Raw genomic sequence first — 20,404 nt, forward strand, 5'->3', positions numbered from 1 at the left:
GATATTTCACCTGCCCCGGCATTGCCGGGGCACATCTGTATTTGCAAATAAAAGAAAGGGGTTACGTTTATGAAGAAAAGAAGTGAAGCAGAAATTTCTACCACCTGGAAGTTAGAGGACATGGTCCCGGATAATGAGACCTGGGAAAAACAGTTAAAAGAAGCGTCTGGTGAGCTTGAAAAATACGGGGAATTTAAGGGCAAGCTGGCAGAGTCAGCAGAAAACTTATACCAGTGCCTGAAATTTGATGATGAGTTCAGCTTAAAAGCAGAGCGCCTGTACGTATATGCCAGAATGCGTTCCGACGAAGATACAGCAAATGACCTGTATCAGGACATGTTTTCCAGGGCACAGCTTTTAAATATCCGGGCTTCTGAAAATTCAGCTTATATGGTTCCGGAGATCTTATCCATTCCGGAAGAAATCTTAAAAGAATACAGAAACAGCCATCCGGGCCTGAAACATTTTGACCGCCTGTTAGATCAGCTGTTAGAGCGCAAGAGCCACACACTTTCTAAAGAAATGGAACAGTTACTGGCTCAGTCCTACGAGGCAACCCAGGGCGGAAGCCAGGTATTTACCATGTTTAATAATGCAGATGCCCGCTTCCCGGCTGTTCATGACGCAGAGGGAAAGGAAATTCCTCTTACCCATGGAAATTATATTGCTCTCCTGGAAAATCAGAACAGAGACATCCGAAAAGAGGCTTTTGAAAACCTGTATAGTGTATACAAGCAGTTTTCCAATACCTTATCCGCAGCTTTTGGTGCCAATGTAAAACAGGCTGTATTCTATGCAAAGGCCAGAAATTATACTTCCAGCCGTCAGTCAAGCCTTTCCGGGAATGAAGTTCCTGAGTCTGTATATGACAATCTGGTGGCATCTGTGAGAAAAAGTCTCCCACTGCTCCACAGATATGCTTCTCTGAGGAAAAAACTCCTGGGCGTAGAAGAACTTCACATGTATGACTTGTATGTGCCTATGGTGGCAGAAGCAGACCGTCATTATACCTTTGAAGAAGCCAAAGACATTGTAAAAACAGGTCTTGCACCTATGGGCGAAGAGTATCTGGGCCTTCTTCAGGAAGGTTTTGACAACCGCTGGATTGATATATATGAAAATGAAGGAAAACGAAGCGGCGCTTATTCCTGGGGCGTTTATGGCTGCCATCCTTATGTATTATTAAATTTCCATGGAACTTTAAATGATGTATTTACACTGGCTCACGAAATGGGCCATTCTATCCACACCTGGTACTCTAACAAGAACCAGTCTTATACTTACAGCGGTTATAAGATCTTTGTGGCAGAGGTAGCTTCCACCTGTAACGAGGCTCTGCTGATCCGTCATTTATTAAAGAACAGCAAAGATAAACAGGAAAAAGCCTATTTATTAAATTATTTCCTGGAAAGCTTCAGGGGAACCTTATTCCGCCAGACCATGTTTGCGGAATTTGAGCAGAAAGCCCATGAGATGGCAGCAGCAGGCGAGAGCATGACTTCCCAGAGTCTTTGCAATATTTATAAGAAGTTAAATGAAGACTATTTTGGTCCGGATACAGTGATCGACCCTGAGATCCAGTATGAATGGGAGCGGATCCCACATTTTTATACCCCATTTTATGTATATCAGTATGCTACCGGTTTTTCTGCAGCCATCGCTATCAGCAGGAAGATCTTTAACGGGGAACTTGGCATTTTAGAAGGATATAAGAAGTTTTTAAGCGGCGGCTGCTCCGATACACCCATCGAACTGTTAAAACTGGCAGGTGTGGACATGTCCCATACAGGCCCGGTAGAAGAGGCACTTAAGTTCTTTGAGGAGCTGTTAAATGAGTTTGAGGAACTGGCATAAAACCAGTTTAGATCCGCTGCAAACATGACAATATTGAAAAAAAGTGTATAATCCCAAGTTTTCTTGAAGAAATAGGTTATCTATGTTAAAATTAGGATAATCATTCAGAACGACCAGTTTTGGATCATGGAAATACCTGTAATGAATATACAAATGTAGTGTAAACCAAGGAGGAACATTATGATCAGTCAGTTAATCGAAAAAATCCAGAAGACAAAGGCTCCAATCTGCGTAGGCTTAGACCCAATGCTTTCCTATGTGCCAGAGCACATTGTAAAAAAAGCATTTGACGCTTATGGAGAGACCTTAGAGGGAGCTGCAGAAGCAATCTGGCAGTATAATAAAGAGATCATTGACAATACTTATGACCTGATCCCGGCAGTAAAGCCACAGATCGCTATGTATGAGCAGTTTGGCATTGAGGGATTAATGGTTTATAAGAAAACCGTAGATTACTGCCAGGAAAAGGGGCTGGTAGTCATCGGTGATGCAAAGAGAGGTGATATCGGCTCTACTTCCGCTGCATATGCAACCGGACATCTGGGCAAAGTACAGGTAGGCTCCAAGTCCTACAGCGGTTTTGCTACTGATATGCTGACTGTAAATCCATACCTTGGAACAGATGGCGTAAAGCCTTTCGTAGATGCATGCAATGCAAACGATAAGGGAATTTTCGTTCTGGTAAAGACCTCAAATCCATCCAGCGGCGAGTTCCAGGACAAACTGATCGACGGCCGTCCTCTTTACGAATTAGTAGCTGAAAAAGTAGTAGAGTGGGGCAATATGTCCATGGACGGAACCTACAGCAACGTAGGTGCAGTAGTAGGCGCTACCTATCCGGAAATGAGCAAGATCTTAAGAAAGCTGATGCCACATACCTACTTCCTGGTACCAGGATACGGCGCACAGGGCGGTACTGCAGCAGACTTAAAGCACTGCTTCAATGAAGATGGTCTAGGTGCTATTGTAAACTCCTCCAGAGGTATCATTGCAGCATATCGTCAGGAAAAATACAAACAGTTTGGTCCGGAGCACTTTGCAGAGGCTTCCAGACAGGCAGTTATTGACATGGTTGCTGATATCAACAGTGTACTGTAATTAGCAAGAAATAAAAAGGTTGGAAAAACAACATGGCAAAATTAAAAATGACAGCTGCTGTTACCTCACAGGTACAGCTGGCAGAAGGAATTTATGACTTAAGACTGGCTGCGGGTGAGATCGCAGCCCAGGCTGTGCCTGGACAGTTCGTATCCCTTTATTCCAAAGACGGATCCAGACTGCTTCCAAGACCCATCAGCCTTTGTGGTATTGATAAAGAAAAGGGAGAACTGCGTCTGGTATACCGTGTGGCAGGAGCCGGAACAAAGGAATTTTCCGCACTGACAGCAGGAGATACTATTGACGTATTAGGACCTCTTGGAAATGGTTTCCCATTATTAGAAGGAAAGAAAGCATTCCTCATCGGCGGCGGTATCGGTATCCCGCCAATGCTTGAACTTGCAAAAGCATTAAGCAAAGTAAACGGTGGTGAAATGGTACAGTCCGTTATCGGCTACCGTGACAGCCACATGTTCTTAAAAGAAGAATTTGAAGCATACGGCTCTGTAACTGTTGCCACAGAAGACGGCAGTGTAGGAACAAAGGGAAATGTATTAGATGCCATCCGTGAAAATGATCTGAAGGCAGATGTGATCTATGCCTGCGGACCGACTCCTATGCTTCGTGCCTTAAAGGCATACAGCCAGGAAAAAGGCATCCTCTGCTACTTATCCCTGGAAGAGAAAATGGCCTGCGGCATTGGTGCCTGTCTGGCATGCACCTGCCAGACAAAGGATGTGGACGAACATTCCCAGGTACATAACAAGCGTATCTGTAAGGATGGCCCCGTATTCCTGGCAGAAGACATTGAACTGTAAAGTACAGTAAAAATTGCCCGGATCAAAACGGGCGGACATGTGAGAAAGCAGGAGGCAGGACCGAATTATGAATATGAGTGTAAAGATCGCCGGAGTGGAATTTAAAAATCCGGTTATGGAAGCGTCCGGCACCTTTGGTTCCGGTATGGAATACAGCGAGTTTGTAGATTTAAGCCGTCTTGGCGCTGTTGTCACAAAAGGTGTGGCAAATGTGCCGTGGCCGGGAAACCCGACACCAAGGATCGCAGAGACCTACGGCGGCATGATCAATGCCATTGGTCTGCAGAACCCGGGTATCGATGTATTTGCAAAGAGAGATATCCCATTTTTAAAGAAATATGATACAAAGATCGTAGTTAATGTGTGCGGAAAGACCACAGAAGATTACATTGATGTAGTAGAGCGCCTGGGAGATGAGCCGGTAGATATGCTGGAGATCAACATTTCCTGTCCAAACGTAAAAGAGGGCGGTATCGCCTTCGGTCAGGATCCTAAGGCAGTAGAAGCTATTACAAAGGCAGTAAAAGCCCATGCAAAACAGCCGGTTGTTATGAAATTAAGCCCGAATGTAACAGATATTACAGTTATGGCAAAGGCAGCAGAGGCAGGCGGCGCAGATGCCATTTCCCTGATCAATACTTTAACCGGTATGAAGATCGACATCAACCGCAGAACCTTCGCAGTTGCCAATAAAACAGGCGGACTTTCCGGTCCGGCTATCCGTCCGGTAGCTGTACGCATGGTCTATCAGGCAGCCCAGGCAGTAAAAGTGCCGATCATCGGTATGGGCGGTATCTGCAATGCAGATGACGCGCTGGAATTTATCCTTGCAGGCGCAACTGCAGTAGCTATCGGTACTGCAAACTTCCACGACCCATATGCAACTGTTAAAACAGTCGATGGCATTAAGGCATATATGGAAAAATATGGAATTGAAGATATTAACGAACTGATCGGTGCAGTGAAGTAATAAAACAGTCACATAAGAAATTTGGGAAAAATTGGAAAAATAAGGAGGGCATTACCATGGAAAGCTATAAGCAGGAATTTATTGAATTTATGGTAGAAAGCAATGTATTAAAATTTGGAGATTTCACCTTAAAGAGCGGAAGAAAGTCCCCATTCTTTATGAACGCAGGCGCCTATGTAACAGGTACCCAGTTAAAGAAATTAGGTGAGTACTACGCAAAGGCTATTCATGACAACTTTGGTCTGGACTTTGACGTACTCTTTGGACCGGCTTACAAGGGTATTCCGTTAAGCGTTGCAACCACCATGGCGATCAGCGATTTATACGGAAAAGACATCCGTTACTGCTCCAACCGTAAGGAAGTAAAGGACCACGGTGATACCGGTATCCTGTTAGGAAGCAAGATCAAAGACGGCGACCGTGTTATGATCATTGAGGACGTTACCACTTCCGGTAAGTCCATTGAAGAGACATTCCCAATCATTAAGGCTCAGGGCGATGTAGAGATTAAGGGTCTCATCGTTTCCTTAAACCGTATGGAGCGTGGAAAAGGAACCAAGAGTGCTTTAGACGAGATTAAAGATCTGTACGGCTTCCCAACTGCAGCCATCGTTACCATGGCAGATGTAACAGAGTGCTTATACAACAAGGAATGCAACGGTCAGGTAGTGATCGATGATAAGATCAAGGCAGCTCTTGATGCATATTATGAACAGTACGGCGCAAAGAACGAATAAGAGCCGGAGGTAGTTGCAATATGGAGAGAGTATATAAAACAATGAAGGTTACAGGAGCCGGCTGTATTGCAGCAGGTGTTGTGATCCTGGTGACAGGTCTTGTGGTAGGCATTATTTCCATTGTCAATGGAGCGCTGCTTTTAAAACGCAAATCCGAAATTGAATTTTAGGATGCGGGGTCACAGATGATCAGAAACACAACTAAACGCCAGAAGATGGGATGGGTACTGTTTATACTGTACCTGTGCCTTCTGGCGTATTTCATGTTTTTTTCAGAGTCATTCGGACGAACGGATACAGACAGGGACTACGCCTATAACCTGATCCTTTTTAAAGAGATCAGCCGTTATTTCAAATATTATAATGTACTGGGATTTCCATTGTTTATGATCAACATTGTGGGAAATATCGTTGCTTTTGCACCCTTTGGATTTTTTCTGCCGGTCATCAGCAGAAGAAGCAAGAAATGGTATAATACAGTGACTTTTGGTTTTACCTGGAGCCTGATCTTAGAAACATTGCAGCTGATATCCAAAGTGGGCAGTTTTGATGTAGATGACCTGTTCCTTAATACACTGGGAGCAGCTTTCGGCTTTGGCTGTTACTGTCTGGTACAGCATATGCGATTACGTTACAGGAGGAAAATACATTGAGACAGATCGGAAACAAGGTTTCCTATGTGAAAAATCCCTTTGCAAAGAACAGTTTTTACTGTCTGGGTCTGGGAATCGCCTCCCTTCTTTTAGGTGCCTTAAGCATGTATTTTTCTGTTAAAAACGCAGGACAGGGAGGCTTAAATACAGGAGCCTACGGATTTTCCAGTATGGCAGCAGCCATTATGGGGCTCTGGTACGGCATCCTTTCCTTTACAGAAGATGACTGTAATTATATTTTAGCCAGGATCGGGATGGCTTTAGAGGGGATCATACTTCTTGTCTGGGTCATCATTATATTTACCGGTATCTTCAGATAAGTGATACCAGGATCAAAAGGGCAAAATATAAGTATCAAAGCAGGCAGATGCGGATGTACAAGGAGGGAATACATTTTATGGATTATAGAACAATTTTACAGGAAGAAAACGATGCCGTAAGAGAACGGCTGGACCTTTCCATGGAGCGCGTGGCAGCCATGGGAGAAGATGATATCCGGCAGCCTTACGGCAATTATTTTAGATGCGTTTCCCGCTTTATATTAATGATCGGGGAACTGGTAAAAGAAAGAGAAGAGGGAAAAAAACTTTCCCTGCCTCAGTTACAGGAGCGAAATCACAGACTTTATGAAGATATTTTGCCTGAGCACTATGAGGTAAGCTTTGCAAACCCGGACTATGCGGTAAAAGAACTGGGAGAAGGCTACGGACAGATCTTATCTGCTCTTTATACAGAAATTCGTGGAGATATTGTCTATGCCTTTGAAATGCGCCTGGAAAATATCACGATCTTAAATGAAGTCTTTTTAGAGGTGTATAACCTGTTTGTCCAGGCATGGGAAGAAGGAACCGACCAGCCAAAAGAGCAGCAGATCAAAGATGCTTTTTACTGGTATGTCAGTGATTATTCAGACCTGCTGCTTCCATGGCGGATCAGGGAAGGACTGGACCCGAAACTTTCTTTTGCAAAAGATATCATTATGGAAAGTGACTTAAATGATCTTTCCTATTTATATGAGTTTGGTGAGTATATCTCAGAGTCTGAGTTAAAGCTGGCTGCTTTTATGAACACCCTTCCTCAGGAGACTGTGGATAAAATGGCAGATACCTATACAGAAGGTTACCGCAAAGGCTTTTCTGTTATGGGAAGAGACATTACCAAAAAGAAGACGGTGGTTGTAGAATATCAGCTTGGCTTTGAGCGGATGATCCGCAAAGCAGTGGAAAATTTCCAGAAAATGGGACTGGAACCCATCTTTTATCGTGCTGCTGTAGAGTCCTTAAACCGCAGACCAAACGGAAAACGAGGCTATTTTGGCGCTTCTGCCAACAAGCAGTATGATTATGATCACCGTTATGACAGCGCCCTTTATATGGGAAATGCCTTTAAAGAGAGAAAACTTTCTATTTTAAAGGCTGCTTATGAGCAGTACAGTGAACTGGCTTCCTGGTGTGCCGGCCCTGCTGTAGTAGAGACCTTCGGGGAAGAAGGCTTTACACCGGTAAATAAGAAAACAGCCCTTGCTTTAAATGATCATCAGCAGGAGCTGACACTAGCTTATGCAAATGAGTCACGCCAGGTCATCAACCAGTATATGCCGGGAGATGAAACCAGCTTTACTATTATTGCTTTCCCGAAGCCGGAGATCGGACCGGATTTTGAGGACATTTTCCGTGAGACCATTGCCATCAACACACTGGACTACGAAAAATACCAGAAGATCCAGCAGAAGCTGATCGATGCCTTAGACAAGGCGGACTATGTGGAGATCACAGGACGGGATGGAAATGAAACTTCCATGAAGGTGCAGCTTCATACGCTGACCGACCCTGAAAAGCAGACTAATTTTGAAAACTGCGTATCCGATGTAAATATTCCGTTGGGAGAAGTATTTACCTCTCCTGTGCTTACAGGCACAGAAGGCCTTCTTCATGTAAAAGAGGTTTATGTGGAAGATTATCTCTTTAAAGACCTGCGTATGGTATTTAAAGACGGAAAAGTAACCGAGTTTGGCTGCGGAAATTTCCCAGAGTCCAAAGAGCAGGGAAAAGACCTGGTAAAACAGGTGATCATGCGCGGCCACAGCTGGCTTCCGCTGGGCGAGTTTGCCATTGGAACCAACACCACAGCTTATGCGATGGCAAAGAAATACCAGATCGGCAGCAAGCTGCCTATCCTTATTGCTGAGAAAACAGGTCCACATTTTGCAGTAGGAGATACCTGCTACAGTTTTGCAGAAGACTCACCTATGTACAACCCGGACGGCAAAGAAGTGATCGCCAGAGACAATGAGATCTCCCTTTTAAGAAAAGAGGATATGTCAAAGGCATATTTCAGCTGCCATACAGATATTACGGTTCCTTATTGCGAACTGGGAGATATTGTGGCTGTGGGAAAAGACGGCAGCCGGATCACACTGATCAGACAGGGAAGATTTGCCTTAGAGGGAACAGAAGGTTTAAATGAGGCTCTGGATTAATATTTATTTCACAAAAAGTTCATTATTTTACTCTTGTAAAGAAGAGTAGATTTAGGTTATGATTAAAAGTAGCCTAAAATGCACATGTTTCAGTATAAGTACTGAAGAAAGCATTCAGGACGTTCGCACTGCGGGCGTCCTGTTCTTATTGTTTACAGAAAGGAGTATTTTACCTACTATGCTGAAAGTTTTATCAAAATGCATCCGTGAGTATAAGCAGGCATCCCTGAAAGCACCTTTGATGGTATCCCTGGAAGTGGTAATGGAGTGTATCATTCCATTTATCATTGCACAGCTGGTAAACCGGATGAAGGCAGGTGCCGGTTTCAGTGAGATCGCCATGTATGGACTGGTGTTGGTCGTTATGGCAACACTTTCTCTTATATTCGGCATCACTGCAGGTAATGCCTGCGCCACTGCTTCCTGCGGGTTTGCAAAGAACGTGAGAAAAGACCTGTTTTATAAGATCCAGGACTTTTCCTTTGAAAACATTGACCGGTTTTCATCTTCATCTTTAGTTACCCGCCTGACTACAGATGTGACTAATGTACAGATGGCTTATATGATGATCGTCCGTATTGCCATACGTGCACCATTAATGCTTGTTTTTGCCTTTGTCATGGCGTTTATCATGGGAGGCAGAATGGCATGTATTTTTATCATTGTAGTGCCCATACTGGGAATTGGTCTTTTTTCCATTATCCGTCTGGTCATGCCGCTGTTCCGCGCTGTATTTAACAAATATGATGCTTTAAATAATTCTGTTCAGGAAAATATTAAGGGCATCCGTGTTGTGAAATCTTATGTGAGGGAGGAGTATGAAAAAGAGAAGTTTGACCGTGCAGCAGAAGATGTATGTGGTGATTTTACCCGTGCAGAAAAGATCCTTGCATTTAACAATCCGCTGATGCAGTTCTGCCTGTATACAGTTACGATCTTTGTGCTGTCTTTTGGTTCCTATACCATTATCACCAGCCGGGGACTGGATCTGGATGTAGGACAGTTTTCCGCTCTTTTAACCTATAGTTTCCAGATCTTAAGCAGTCTTATGATGGTGTCTATGGTCTTTGTTATGATCACACTGGCTTCTGAGTCTGCAAAGCGAATCGTAGAAGTTCTGGAAGAAAAGAGCAGTCTGGTAAATCCGGAAAATCCGGTTTACGAGGTAAAGGACGGTTCTGTTGATTTTGAAAATGTAAGCTTTAAATATTCTAAAAAGGCAGAGAGAAACGCTCTGGAGAACATTAACCTTCATATTAATTCCGGTGAGACTATTGGTATTATCGGTGGAACCGGTTCTTCCAAGTCTACTTTGATCCAGCTGATCTCCCGTCTGTATGATACCACAGAAGGTGTGGTAAAGGTGGGGGGAAGAGATGTAAGGGAATATGACCTTAAGACACTGCGAAACCAGGTTGCTGTTGTTTTACAGAAGAATATCCTGTTTTCAGGTACTATTGAAGAAAACCTGCGCTGGGGTGATAAAAACGCCACTCCAGAGGAAATAGCCCATGCCTGCAAACTGGCCCAGGCAGATGAATTTGTTCTCCGTTTCCCGGACAAGTACAAGTCTTATATTGAGCAGGGCGGTGCCAATGTTTCCGGTGGTCAGAAGCAGAGACTTTGTATTGCAAGAGCGCTGCTTAAGAAGCCGAAGATCCTGATCTTAGATGACTCTACCAGTGCAGTAGATACAAAGACAGATGCTCTGATCCGCAGCGGATTTAAGGAATTTATCCCGGAGACCACCAAGATCATTATCGCACAGCGTATTTCATCTGTTCAGGAAGCCGATCATATTATTGTAATGGACGGCGGTAAGATCCAGGCAATTGGAAATCACGAAGAACTGATGAAGACCAGCCCGATCTACAAAGAAGTATACGACTCACAGAACAAAGGAGGCGGTCAGGATGAAGAATAATGGAAAAGGCATGGCAAAGGCTGGAAAAAAGACGTTTTTGCGCCTGATCCGCACCATTTTCGGATTTTTCCCGGTGCTGATGCCTCTGGTACTCATAGGTATTTTATTTAATGCTATTGTAGGTTCTATTCCGGCAGTTTTTATGCAGAAGGTTATTGCTGTGGTAGAACAGAACTGGCAGTCTGGTGACTGGAATGGCTGCAAGGATGAGATCCTGCGTTATACAGGTATCCTTCTTACACTTTATGGTCTGGCGCTGGCGGCTTCTATCTTCTATAACCGGAAAATGGCTGAGATCACTCAGGGAACTTTAAAGAAGCTGCGTGAAAAAATGTTCAACAGTATGCAGGATTTTCCTGTAAAATATTTTGACACCCATAATCATGGGGATATTATGAGTTACTACACCAATGATATTGACACGCTGCGTCAGCTGATCTCCCAGAGTATTCCGCAGTTTTTAAATTCTGCTGTTATGGTAACTACAGTATTCTGCGTCATGCTTTACTATAGTATCTGGATGGCACTGGTGGTAGTTGCAGGTGTTGTGCTCATGCTGCATATTATAAAGAAAGTAGGCGGAAGTTCTGCAAAATTCTTTATCCAGCAGCAGAAAGCTATTGGTAAGACAGAAGGTTTTGTGGAAGAAATGATGAATGGCCAGAAGGTCATTAAGGTGTTCTGCCATGAAGAAGAAAGCGAAAAGGCTTTTGATGCTATTAATGATGAGCTGTTCCATGTGTCTGAAACAGCTAATAAATACGCAAATACCTTGGGACCGATCTTAAACAATATCGGTAACCTGCTGTATGTGGCAGTAGCTCTTGCCGGAAGCTTATTCCTGATGTTTAAAGTGCCTAATTTAAGCATTTCCCGATTACCATTTTCTATTAGTATCGTAGTGCCGTTCTTAAACATGACCAAACAGTTTGCAGGAAACATCAACCAGGTTTCCCAGCAGATCAATGCCGTTGTCATGGGTATGGCAGGTGCAGAGCGTATTTTTGGCCTGTTAGATGAAAAGCCGGAGGAAGATGAAGGATATGTAACACTGGTAAATGCAGTGGAAAATCCTGACGGAACTCTTTCAGAGCACAAAGAACGTACTGGTGTCTGGGCATGGAAACATCCCCACAGTGACGGAACGGTTACTTATACCAGGCTGACAGGTGATGTACGTTTTGAAAATGTAGATTTTGGTTATGATCCTGGTAAGACAGTTCTTCATAATATTACACTGTATGCAGAACCTGGCCAGAAGGTAGCTTTTGTAGGTGCGACTGGTGCCGGAAAGACTACTATCACTAATCTGATCAATCGTTTTTATGATATTTCTGATGGAACCATCCGTTATGATGGCATCAATATCAGGAAGATCAAAAAGTCAGATCTGCGCCATTCTTTAGGTATTGTTTTACAGGATACCAACCTGTTTACAGGTACTGTAATGGAAAATATCCGCTACAGTAACCCGGATGCAACAGATGACGAGTGCATAGGAGCAGCAAAACTGGCTGGTGCCCATGACTTTATCACCCGTCTGCCGGAAGGCTATGAGACTGTTATTACCGGAAATGGTGAGAATTTATCTCAGGGACAGAGACAGCTGATCTCCATTGCCAGAGCAGCCGCTGCAGACCCGCCAGTTATGATCTTAGATGAGGCAACATCCTCTATTGATACACGTACAGAGGCTATCGTACAGCGGGGAATGGACGCCCTGATGCAGGGACGCACTGTATTTGTCATTGCACACAGACTGTCTACAGTACGAAACTCTGATGTGATCATGGTACTGGAACAGGGCCACATCATCGAGCGCGGCAGCCATGATAAGCTGATCGAGGAGAAAGGAAAGTATTATCAGTTGTATACTGGGGCGTTTGAGTTGGAATGATAGCGCGGGTTTGTAAATAGGATTTATAGATTTGTGAGAAAAAATGTTCGCTCGGAGTCTTTCTGTGCCTGATTTTGTGAGAAGATTTTTTGTCAGTTGTGCCCATATTTCTGAGGCATACGCGGCGCGTATGTTGATGAAATTTGGGTGCGACTGGCGGAAAATCGGCCACAAAGGCAGGTGCATGAAAGGCTTCGAGAGGACATATAGAAAAGGGGGAAGGCAGATGGTTGATAAAATGGCGTTCTTAAAAGCGTATAACATTGACGAAGACGATTTTAAGGCAGCTGACATTTCCTGGGAAGAGCTGGCAGCGATCTATGATGATTATCTGTTAAAAGAAGAAAAACTTCGTGGGATCGGCAAAGACTTTGTCAACGATTATCTCTATGATATTGAGCGGGCAGGAATTCATTCCTACCGCTACCGTACCAAAAATCCGGGACATCTTTTAGAGAAGATCATACGAAAAAGAAAAGAAGATCCGGAGAAATTCAAAGATCTGAACCGGAGCAATTATTACAAATACATGACCGATCTGATCGGTATCCGTGTATTCTTCCTGTACCGGGAAGACTGGATCTACTTCCACAAATATATTACCACTGTATTTGAAAATGATCCAAGTATCTACGTAAAAGACCGAGGCCGGGATTTTGACGAAGATCCGTCCCACTGCTATATTGCAGAGCGTCCAAAGGTATACCGTAGAAATGGTGATACACGCATTTATGATGAAAAACTGATCGATATCAAGTCAGACGGCATTTACCGTTCTCTCCACTACATTATCAAGTATAAAGGATATTATGTGGAGATCCAGGGAAGAACGCTGTTTGAGGAAGGCTGGAGCGAGATCGATCATGACATCGTCTATCCATATTATAAAGACGATGAAATGTTAAAAGATTTTTCTACCTTATTAAACCGCCTTTCCGGTATGGCAGATGAGATGAGTTCCTATTTCCGCAGGATGCGCAGTGTGAGAGAAGAGCAGGGGTTACTGTCACACCATTCGGGGGAAGGTAAAAAAGAATGATAGTTCAACCATGACAGTAACAAAAATACGCTTTCTTTTCCAGGTTCCAGAAGGAACCATAGAAGAGAAAGCGTATTTTTTATATACAGCAGTGAGCAAGAATGTTATACTCACATGCTTTCTGTTTTAACCAGCCAGATGCAGTACATTGATCAGTAAGATCCAGCTTAATCCATAGTAAGAAACAACAGCAACCAAGTCGTTTACAGTTGTGATCAGTGGACCGGAAGCAACGGCCGGGTCAACATTGATCTTTTTAAAGAACAGTGGGATACAGGTACCTACGGCACCGGAGATCACCATTGCTAAAAGTAACGCAGCTCCGATACAGCCGGATACAGCATAGGCGAATGCAAAAGGCTTTCCTTTTGCGACCACAATGTATAAGCCAATGGCTGTGAAAGAAAGTACGCCAAGGATCAGACCATTTGAGAAGGCAATGCGCATTTCCTTCCATACCAGTTCCAGCTTCTGCTTTCCGGTAAGGGACTCGTCCATAAGCACACGGATGGTAACAGCCAGAGACTGGGTACCAACGTTTCCGGCCATGTCCAGAATCAGGGACTGGAAGCACATGATCAGTGTCAGCTGGCTTACTACCTGTTCAAAGAGGCCTACAACAGAGGAAACTACCATACCCAGAGCCAACAGAACTAACAGCCATGGGAGACGTTTCTTTAAACTTTCTTTTAAAGGTTCCTTTAAATCTTCCTCAGCAGTCAGACCTGCGAACTTAGCGTAATCTTCACCCATCTCATCATCGACCAGGTCTACGATACTCTGGGAAGTGATAACGCCTAACAGTTTGTTGTTATTATTAAGGACTGGGATAGAGTCCTCGGAATAGTCTTTCAGTTTTTCAATACAGTCATCGATCAGTTCATGACCATATACATAAGGATAAGAGGTAACGATCAGATCCTCCAAAGCGGAGTCCTGTCTTGCAATGATCAGATCCTTCAGATCCATTGCACCATAAAAGGTCTGATCCTCTGTTACCATAAAAATGGTAGAAATATTGTCATTCTTAGCTGCCTGTTCTACCAGACTGCTCATAGCCTGCTTTACGGTCAGATTTTCGCGGATCACAATACAGTTTGTGGTCATCCAGCTACCGATCTCGTCTTCATCGAAGGCTGCGATCACGGCAATATCTTTTTTTGCGTCATCATCCAGAAGTTCTGTAAGAAGAGAGCGTTTTTCTTTGGAAGTCATTTTCAAAACATCCACAACAGCGTCTGTTTCCATAGCAGAAAGGATAGCAGCAGCTTTCTTTACGTCCATTTCATCCAGATATTCCGCTGCCTGTTTCTGGTCGATATGCTCGAAAATATCAGAAAGCATATCTGTATCAAGGATACGGCAGATCTTGCGCCGTTCAGCTAAGGTCAGTTCCGGGAAAATGTCAGCAAGGTCGTTTTCATGGTAATCTTCCAGTTTATTTCTCAGAATACCCGGTGAGGCATTGCTTCGGATTACAGACAGGATCTCCTGGCTGTGATCCTGAACTTGAACTTTGTTTTCCATTTCAGTCTCCTTTTCATCTTTATTTTATTCAGTTTTCAACACGCCATCCTGTATAAAACATGATTTTATGGGCACAACAAAACCTGCACCTGTAAAATGTGCAGAAATAATAAACGCAGCATGTATCTGTGCGTCTGAGGATACGCGTGACAACTAAATTGAAAGACGGTATCCGTCCTCCATTTACAGTTTTGCGATGGATATTACAGGAGTTGTAAGAACGGGATAAGAAATGAAAAAGAAGTCCTGTATTTCAAGTTATATGAAATTATACGAAACAGAACAGACCGCTGTTTCCTTTATATCCCGTGCGTCTACTTCGCCCATGACTATCGCAACCGTCCATTCTGTTCACCTGCCTTTTTCGTAAGATTAATGACCTGATGGCCTGAAGCGTTTATTAACAACTTCTTTACATATTATAAAGCCTGAGCTCAAAATTTTCAATATAAAATGTGTACAGGTACTGATAAAATTGTGTAAAATTTCTCAAAAAGGATATGAAAAAAAGATGGCACGAAAAATAGAAAAAGTGTTTCGCACCATCTTTTATAGTGAGATATTCTTAACGCCTGATATCTGGCAGAAAGGGGCTTATAAATATAAATAGGTTACAGTCGGTAGCATACTTTGCCTGGATTTAAGATCATTTTCGGATCAAATACACGTTTGATACCTTCCATTAACGCCATGTTGGTCTCACCAATAGACTCTACCAGATACTGGATCTTACCGGAGCCGATACCATGTTCACCGGAAACAAGTCCGCCCTGTGCGGACGCCTCTTTATAGATAAGGTCAAAGAATTTATCTACTCGCTTTTTAAATTCTTCTTCTGTAAGGTCATTGGAGCACTCATAAATATGAAGATTTCCATCACCTGCATGTCCAAAGGAACGGATCACAAGACCACATTCTTCACCGGTCTTATTTACAAATTCAAGATAAGAAGCGATCTTTGTAACAGGAACGACTACATCACACTCATCAAGGAGCTTAGTCTCTTCCATGATCACTTCCAGGAAAGCAGAGCGGGCTGCCCAGGCGTCACGCATTTTGGCAGGACTGTCAGCAACCAAAACGTCCATGGCACCGGCGTCAAGGACCAGTTCAGCTGCCTGTTCAAGAAGTGTATATAACTGGTCTTCGCTGTCAGAATCCAGTGTGATCAGAAGATAAGCGCCTACAGGCTGTCCTTCCATTTCTCTCGGGAAAGTAGAACGTCCGGTATGGCGTTCGGAAGCCAGTACGATCTCACGTTCCATAAATTCGATGGCCTGAGGATTTAAAGAAGACATTTTTAACTTCGGTACTGTTTCAAGAGCAGTTTTCAGATCTTCAAATGGTACGATCAGGGAAGCGCTTGCCTTTGGAGCAGGAATGATCTTTAAGGTCAGTTCCGTAATGATGCCTAATGTACCTTCAGAGCCGATCATAAGGTTCAACAGAGAATAACCGGAAGAGGTCTTGGAAACCGTAGCACCAAGGTGGGTGATCTCGCCCGTTGGAAGCACAACGGTCATGGCGCGTACATAATCTCTGGTGGAACCATATTTAACAGCGCGCATGCCGCCTGCATTGGTAGCCACATTTCCACCTACGCAGGCAAATTTTTCACCTGGATCCGGCGGGTACATCATGCCTTTTGTCAGGCAGTCTGCAGCAAGGTCATTTAAAAGAACGCCACATTCAATATTTACAACGAAATTTTCCAGATCATAATTTAGGATCCGGTTCATTTTTGACATATCAAGAAGAACACCGCCAAGAAGGGGAACAGCGCCGCCTGCAAGTCCGGTTCCGGCACCTCTTGGTGTAACAGGAATGGTATTTTCATAGCAGATCTTCATAATAGCAGCTACTTCCTCTGTGGAACGTGGTTGGACTACCAGGTCGGGCATATGAGTGCCGTAAATAGGCATTTCATCTCTGGAAAAATCAGGGTTGATATCATCGCCGGTAAGGATGTGATCCGATACCGCTTTCAGCTTGGAAATGATCTCAGGTGTGAGAGTATTATATTGATCCATAGTTTATAACCTCCTGTGCTGTATATCAGGGCGTATCTTTTTTAAAACAGAGCCCTGTTCATCTGGCAGTTTCATTATATAAAAAAGGGCCAAAATTGTGCAATGTGTAAAATATACAAAGATAAAAAGGGGATTTTGTATGTAATTTTATTAACAATGCACAATAAAACAGGGGTGACTTTTTCATGATTTTCCGGAAAGGATTTTCCGGAAAAGATGAGAGGGGAGGAAAAAAACGGAAAGGCTTTGCCGGTTTTTAAACTATGGTTTGTTAGAGAATTAACGACCTTGAAACGGCAGTAAAAATGACAGGAAATACCATGAGAAAAATGCTGTTTTTTTATGTTGAAAATCAACAAAAATTGTGAAAAGTGAAAGAGGAATGGGAAAAGCGCAAGGATTTTGGGGAATACACTTGTATAGTGAAATTATTTTAGGTATAATGAAATGAAATATACTAAGATGAAACGGGCAGACTGCCGTTTTATCAGACAAAAAATAGGAGGAATACTCGTGAACAGAGAGAAGATTATTGTAATCGACTTTGGCGGTCAGTACAATCAGCTGGTTGCCCGCCGTGTACGTGAGTGCAATGTTTATTGTGAGATCTATTCTTACAGAACTGATATTGAAAAGATCAAAGAAATGAATCCAAAGGGTATCATTTTAACCGGCGGACCAAACAGTGTATATGAAGAAGGCGCTGCAACCTGCAGCAAAGAACTGTTTGAACTGGGAATTCCGGTACTTGGACTGTGCTATGGTGCACAGCTGATGATGCATTTATTAGGCGGTCATGTATGCAAGGCACCTGTTCGTGAATACGGAAAGATCGAAGTAACCGTAGATCAGTCCAGCAAGCTGTTCAGTAACGTATCTGAAAAGACCATCTGCTGGATGAGCCACAACGATTACATCGAAAAAGAAGCTCCTGGATTTAAGATCATCGCTCACACAGACAACTGCCCGGTAGCAGCTGTAGAGTGTGCAGAAAAGAACCTGTATGCGATCCAGTATCATCCAGAGGTACTTCATACTGTAGAAGGAACCAAGATGCTGTCCAACTTCGTATACAATGTCTGCGGTTGTGCAGGTGACTGGAAGATGGATGCATTCGTTGAGAATACCATCAAAGCCATCCGTGCAAAAGTTGGAAACGGTAAGGTGCTGTGTGCACTGTCCGGCGGTGTAGACTCCTCTGTAGCAGCAGTTATGCTTGCAAAGGCAGTTGGCGACCAGCTGACCTGTGTATTCGTAGATCACGGTCTGCTGCGTAAAAACGAAGGCGACGAAGTAGAAGAAGTATTCGGACCAAACGGCCCATACAACTTAAACTTCATCCGTGTCAATGCCCAGGACCGTTTCTACAGCAAATTAGCAGGTGTAGAAGAGCCTGAAAGAAAACGTAAGATCATCGGTGAAGAATTCATCCGTGTATTTGAGGAAGAAGCAAAGAAGATCGGCGCTGTAGATTTCCTGGTACAGGGAACCATCTATCCAGACGTTGTAGAAAGTGGTCTGGGCGGTGAATCTGCAGTGATCAAGTCCCATCACAATGTAGGAGGACTTCCTGACTACGTAGATTTCAAGGAGATTATCGAACCTCTCCGTGACCTGTTCAAAGATGAAGTACGTAAAGCCGGCTTAGAGCTTGGTATCCCGGAGAAACTGGTATACCGTCAGCCATTCCCAGGCCCAGGCCTTGGAATTCGTATCATCGGCGAAGTAACCGCTGAAAAAGTAAAGATGGTACAGGAAGCAGACGCCATCTACCGCGAAGAGATCGCAAACGCAGGTCTCGACCGCAGCATCGGCCAGTACTTCGCAGCACTGACCAACATGCGCTCCGTAGGCGTTATGGGCGATGAAAGAACCTACGACTACGCCATCGCATTAAGAGCCGTAAACACCATCGACTTCATGACTGCCGAAGCAGCCGAGATCCCGTGGGAAGTACTTGGAAAAGTGGCAAGCAGAATTGTTAATGAAGTGAAGCATGTGAACAGAGTGCTTTATGATTGCACTGGAAAGCCACCGGCTACGATTGAGTTTGAATAATTTTCAAAAGCTCGCAAAGCCTAGTAAAATGGGCATTTGCGAGCTTGTTTTTTGCCTTGTGGTACTAAAATGGTACTAAAGTGAGCTGTGCGTGAATAGTTTCATTTACGCCTGAGGCCATGTTATTTTCCACTCAAAATATTCATTAGGAGAAATCTCTCCACTATTTAATTTCGTTTTCATTTCACACCATTCCGAAAGGAAATCATTTACCAATCCATATTCAAAAGTTAATGCGACAGGTGAGCCTGTACTGTCATAATCATCTTCGTTGTAAGTTGGTCTGGCAGCCTCGGAAGATTTTGCAGGTGTCATTGCAGTCAGATGAATCAGGTTGCCGGGAGCTGTGTACTCTGGGAATCTTGTACCTTTTCCACGGGCAGGAAGTGATGTGGCACTTTCTTCAAGCCAGAAAAGTGTTTCAATGATATCTTCAGCAGAACCAAGGCTGTAATCAGAGATTGCCTTGTAATTGCAGTGCAATGCATCAGCAAGCTTTAGAATCATATCTTCACCGGGAATGCGTGCACCGGTTTCATACTGGGATATGCGGACCGACATATTTTTGCCCTCAAATCCAAGTGCACCGCCCAGTTCATCCATTGTCATTTTACGGAATACCCGTATTTTCTTTATTCTTTCACCAATTGTCATAGTGTAGTCACCTCCGTTTATCTGTCCCTGATGGACTGTTAAAGACAGTATAACACGTAAAAAATGAAAATGGAAGTTTTTCTATACGAGAACATTAGAAAAACTTCTTGACAATTCAATACTATACAGTATAGAATAATATCAATTCAATTATCTATACGATATGGTATTGAAAAATAACTAAATGAGCGGTACCAGAAATCTAACAGGCATTTGCCAAGACATTCATAGGAATCGAGCGAATGTAGACACTCCCCCCAAGCGGACCGAGTACCTCGAGCAGGAGCGGGCGGTATTACAGGAGATTATCTCAGGTAAGGAGGCTGGTTGTGACATCAGCAGAACTGGTATGGAGAAACGCCAAAACAAATTTTAATGGAAAGGTGGTGAAAGGGCATGAACGAAAAGTTTTTAGAAGTAGGAGATGTGATGCAGATTCTTGGGATTTCAAAATCAGCAGCATACAAGCTTATGAGACAGATCAACAGTGAACTTGAAAAGAAGGGTTACATTGTTATCCGTGGAAAAGTAAGCAGAAAATATTTTGAAGAACGCATTTATGGTATGAGTGATGCAGGATAAGCAACAGGTAAGAAGATTGTGATAGAGGTAGGTGCAGAAGCGATACGGCTTAGGCATCTGCTTCTTCATATGGAAAGAAGGAGA

Annotated in this window: 17 protein-coding genes; 14 read left to right on the forward strand and 3 right to left on the reverse strand. The window is 43.5% G+C overall.

All coding sequences use genetic code 11. The features are described 5' to 3' along the window. Window positions 1-69 precede the first annotated feature (69 nt). From pepF to DW251_RS10300, 12 genes are all read left to right on the forward strand, one after another. Window positions 70-1,854, forward strand: a complete 1,785-nt coding sequence (gene pepF / locus DW251_RS10250) for an oligoendopeptidase F (RefSeq protein ID WP_118300981.1) — start codon at window positions 70-72, stop codon at window positions 1,852-1,854. A gap of 180 nt (window positions 1,855-2,034) precedes the next feature. Beyond that, window positions 2,035-2,952, forward strand: coding sequence for an orotidine-5'-phosphate decarboxylase (gene pyrF / locus DW251_RS10255; RefSeq protein WP_021869158.1), 918 nt, complete (start codon window positions 2,035-2,037; stop codon window positions 2,950-2,952). A gap of 32 nt (window positions 2,953-2,984) precedes the next feature. Next, window positions 2,985-3,770, forward strand: coding sequence for a dihydroorotate dehydrogenase electron transfer subunit (locus DW251_RS10260; protein WP_118300983.1), 786 nt, complete (start codon window positions 2,985-2,987; stop codon window positions 3,768-3,770). 67 nt (window positions 3,771-3,837) lie between these two features. Beyond that, the gene (locus DW251_RS10265; RefSeq protein ID WP_021869160.1) at window positions 3,838-4,740 is read left to right on the forward strand and encodes a dihydroorotate dehydrogenase; all 903 of its coding nucleotides are present in this window, start codon (window positions 3,838-3,840) and stop codon (window positions 4,738-4,740) included. 56 nt (window positions 4,741-4,796) lie between these two features. Further along, window positions 4,797-5,477, forward strand: coding sequence for an orotate phosphoribosyltransferase (gene pyrE / locus DW251_RS10270; RefSeq protein WP_021869161.1), 681 nt, complete (start codon window positions 4,797-4,799; stop codon window positions 5,475-5,477). Window positions 5,478-5,497: 20 nt separating this feature from the next. Beyond that, entirely contained in the window at window positions 5,498-5,647 is a 150-nt protein-coding gene (locus DW251_RS17950) for a hypothetical protein (protein ID WP_021869162.1), read from the forward strand. Window positions 5,648-5,662: 15 nt separating this feature from the next. Next, on the forward strand, window positions 5,663-6,130 hold the full coding sequence (locus tag DW251_RS10275) for a VanZ family protein (RefSeq protein ID WP_021869163.1): 468 nt from the start codon (window positions 5,663-5,665) through the stop codon (window positions 6,128-6,130). Next, on the forward strand, window positions 6,127-6,450 hold the full coding sequence (locus DW251_RS10280; RefSeq protein WP_118300985.1) for a hypothetical protein: 324 nt from the start codon (window positions 6,127-6,129) through the stop codon (window positions 6,448-6,450). Before DW251_RS10275 ends, DW251_RS10280 begins: the two co-directional genes overlap by 4 nt. Window positions 6,451-6,527: 77 nt before the next feature. Further along, on the forward strand, window positions 6,528-8,609 hold the full coding sequence (locus tag DW251_RS10285; protein WP_118300987.1) for an aminopeptidase: 2,082 nt from the start codon (window positions 6,528-6,530) through the stop codon (window positions 8,607-8,609). Window positions 8,610-8,787: 178 nt separating this feature from the next. Beyond that, window positions 8,788-10,533, forward strand: a complete 1,746-nt coding sequence (locus DW251_RS10290; RefSeq protein WP_118300989.1) for an ABC transporter ATP-binding protein — start codon at window positions 8,788-8,790, stop codon at window positions 10,531-10,533. Then, entirely contained in the window at window positions 10,523-12,430 is a 1,908-nt protein-coding gene (locus tag DW251_RS10295; protein ID WP_118300991.1) for an ABC transporter ATP-binding protein, read from the forward strand. Before DW251_RS10290 ends, DW251_RS10295 begins: the two co-directional genes overlap by 11 nt. A gap of 226 nt (window positions 12,431-12,656) precedes the next feature. Further along, a complete protein-coding gene (locus DW251_RS10300) occupies window positions 12,657-13,469 on the forward strand; it encodes a GTP pyrophosphokinase (protein ID WP_118300992.1) in 813 nt (270 codons plus the stop codon). A 126-nt stretch (window positions 13,470-13,595) separates the two neighbouring features. On the opposite strand, the gene mgtE is transcribed toward DW251_RS10300, so the two are convergent. Both mgtE and DW251_RS10310 read right to left on the reverse strand, forming a co-directional pair. Next, a complete protein-coding gene (gene mgtE, locus DW251_RS10305) occupies window positions 13,596-14,996 on the reverse strand; it encodes a magnesium transporter (protein ID WP_118300994.1) in 1,401 nt (466 codons plus the stop codon). A gap of 611 nt (window positions 14,997-15,607) precedes the next feature. Next, window positions 15,608-17,026, reverse strand: coding sequence for an FAD-binding oxidoreductase (locus DW251_RS10310; protein ID WP_021869170.1), 1,419 nt, complete (start codon window positions 17,024-17,026; stop codon window positions 15,608-15,610). A 513-nt stretch (window positions 17,027-17,539) separates the two neighbouring features. Here DW251_RS10310 and guaA point away from each other — a divergent pair. After that, window positions 17,540-19,084, forward strand: a complete 1,545-nt coding sequence (guaA, locus tag DW251_RS10315; protein ID WP_118300996.1) for a glutamine-hydrolyzing GMP synthase — start codon at window positions 17,540-17,542, stop codon at window positions 19,082-19,084. Window positions 19,085-19,189: 105 nt separating this feature from the next. On the opposite strand, the gene DW251_RS10320 is transcribed toward guaA, so the two are convergent. Beyond that, the gene (locus DW251_RS10320) at window positions 19,190-19,738 is read right to left on the reverse strand and encodes a helix-turn-helix transcriptional regulator (RefSeq protein ID WP_118300998.1); all 549 of its coding nucleotides are present in this window, start codon (window positions 19,736-19,738) and stop codon (window positions 19,190-19,192) included. A 396-nt stretch (window positions 19,739-20,134) separates the two neighbouring features. Here DW251_RS10320 and DW251_RS10325 point away from each other — a divergent pair, with 396 nt between their 5' ends. Further along, complete coding sequence (locus tag DW251_RS10325; protein ID WP_012740026.1) at window positions 20,135-20,320, forward strand: MarR family transcriptional regulator; 186 nt, start codon at window positions 20,135-20,137, stop codon at window positions 20,318-20,320. Window positions 20,321-20,404: the final 84 nt, after the last annotated feature.

Source organism: Clostridium sp. AM22-11AC (assembly GCF_003473545.1).
Lineage (GTDB): Bacteria > Bacillota > Clostridia > Lachnospirales > Lachnospiraceae > Enterocloster.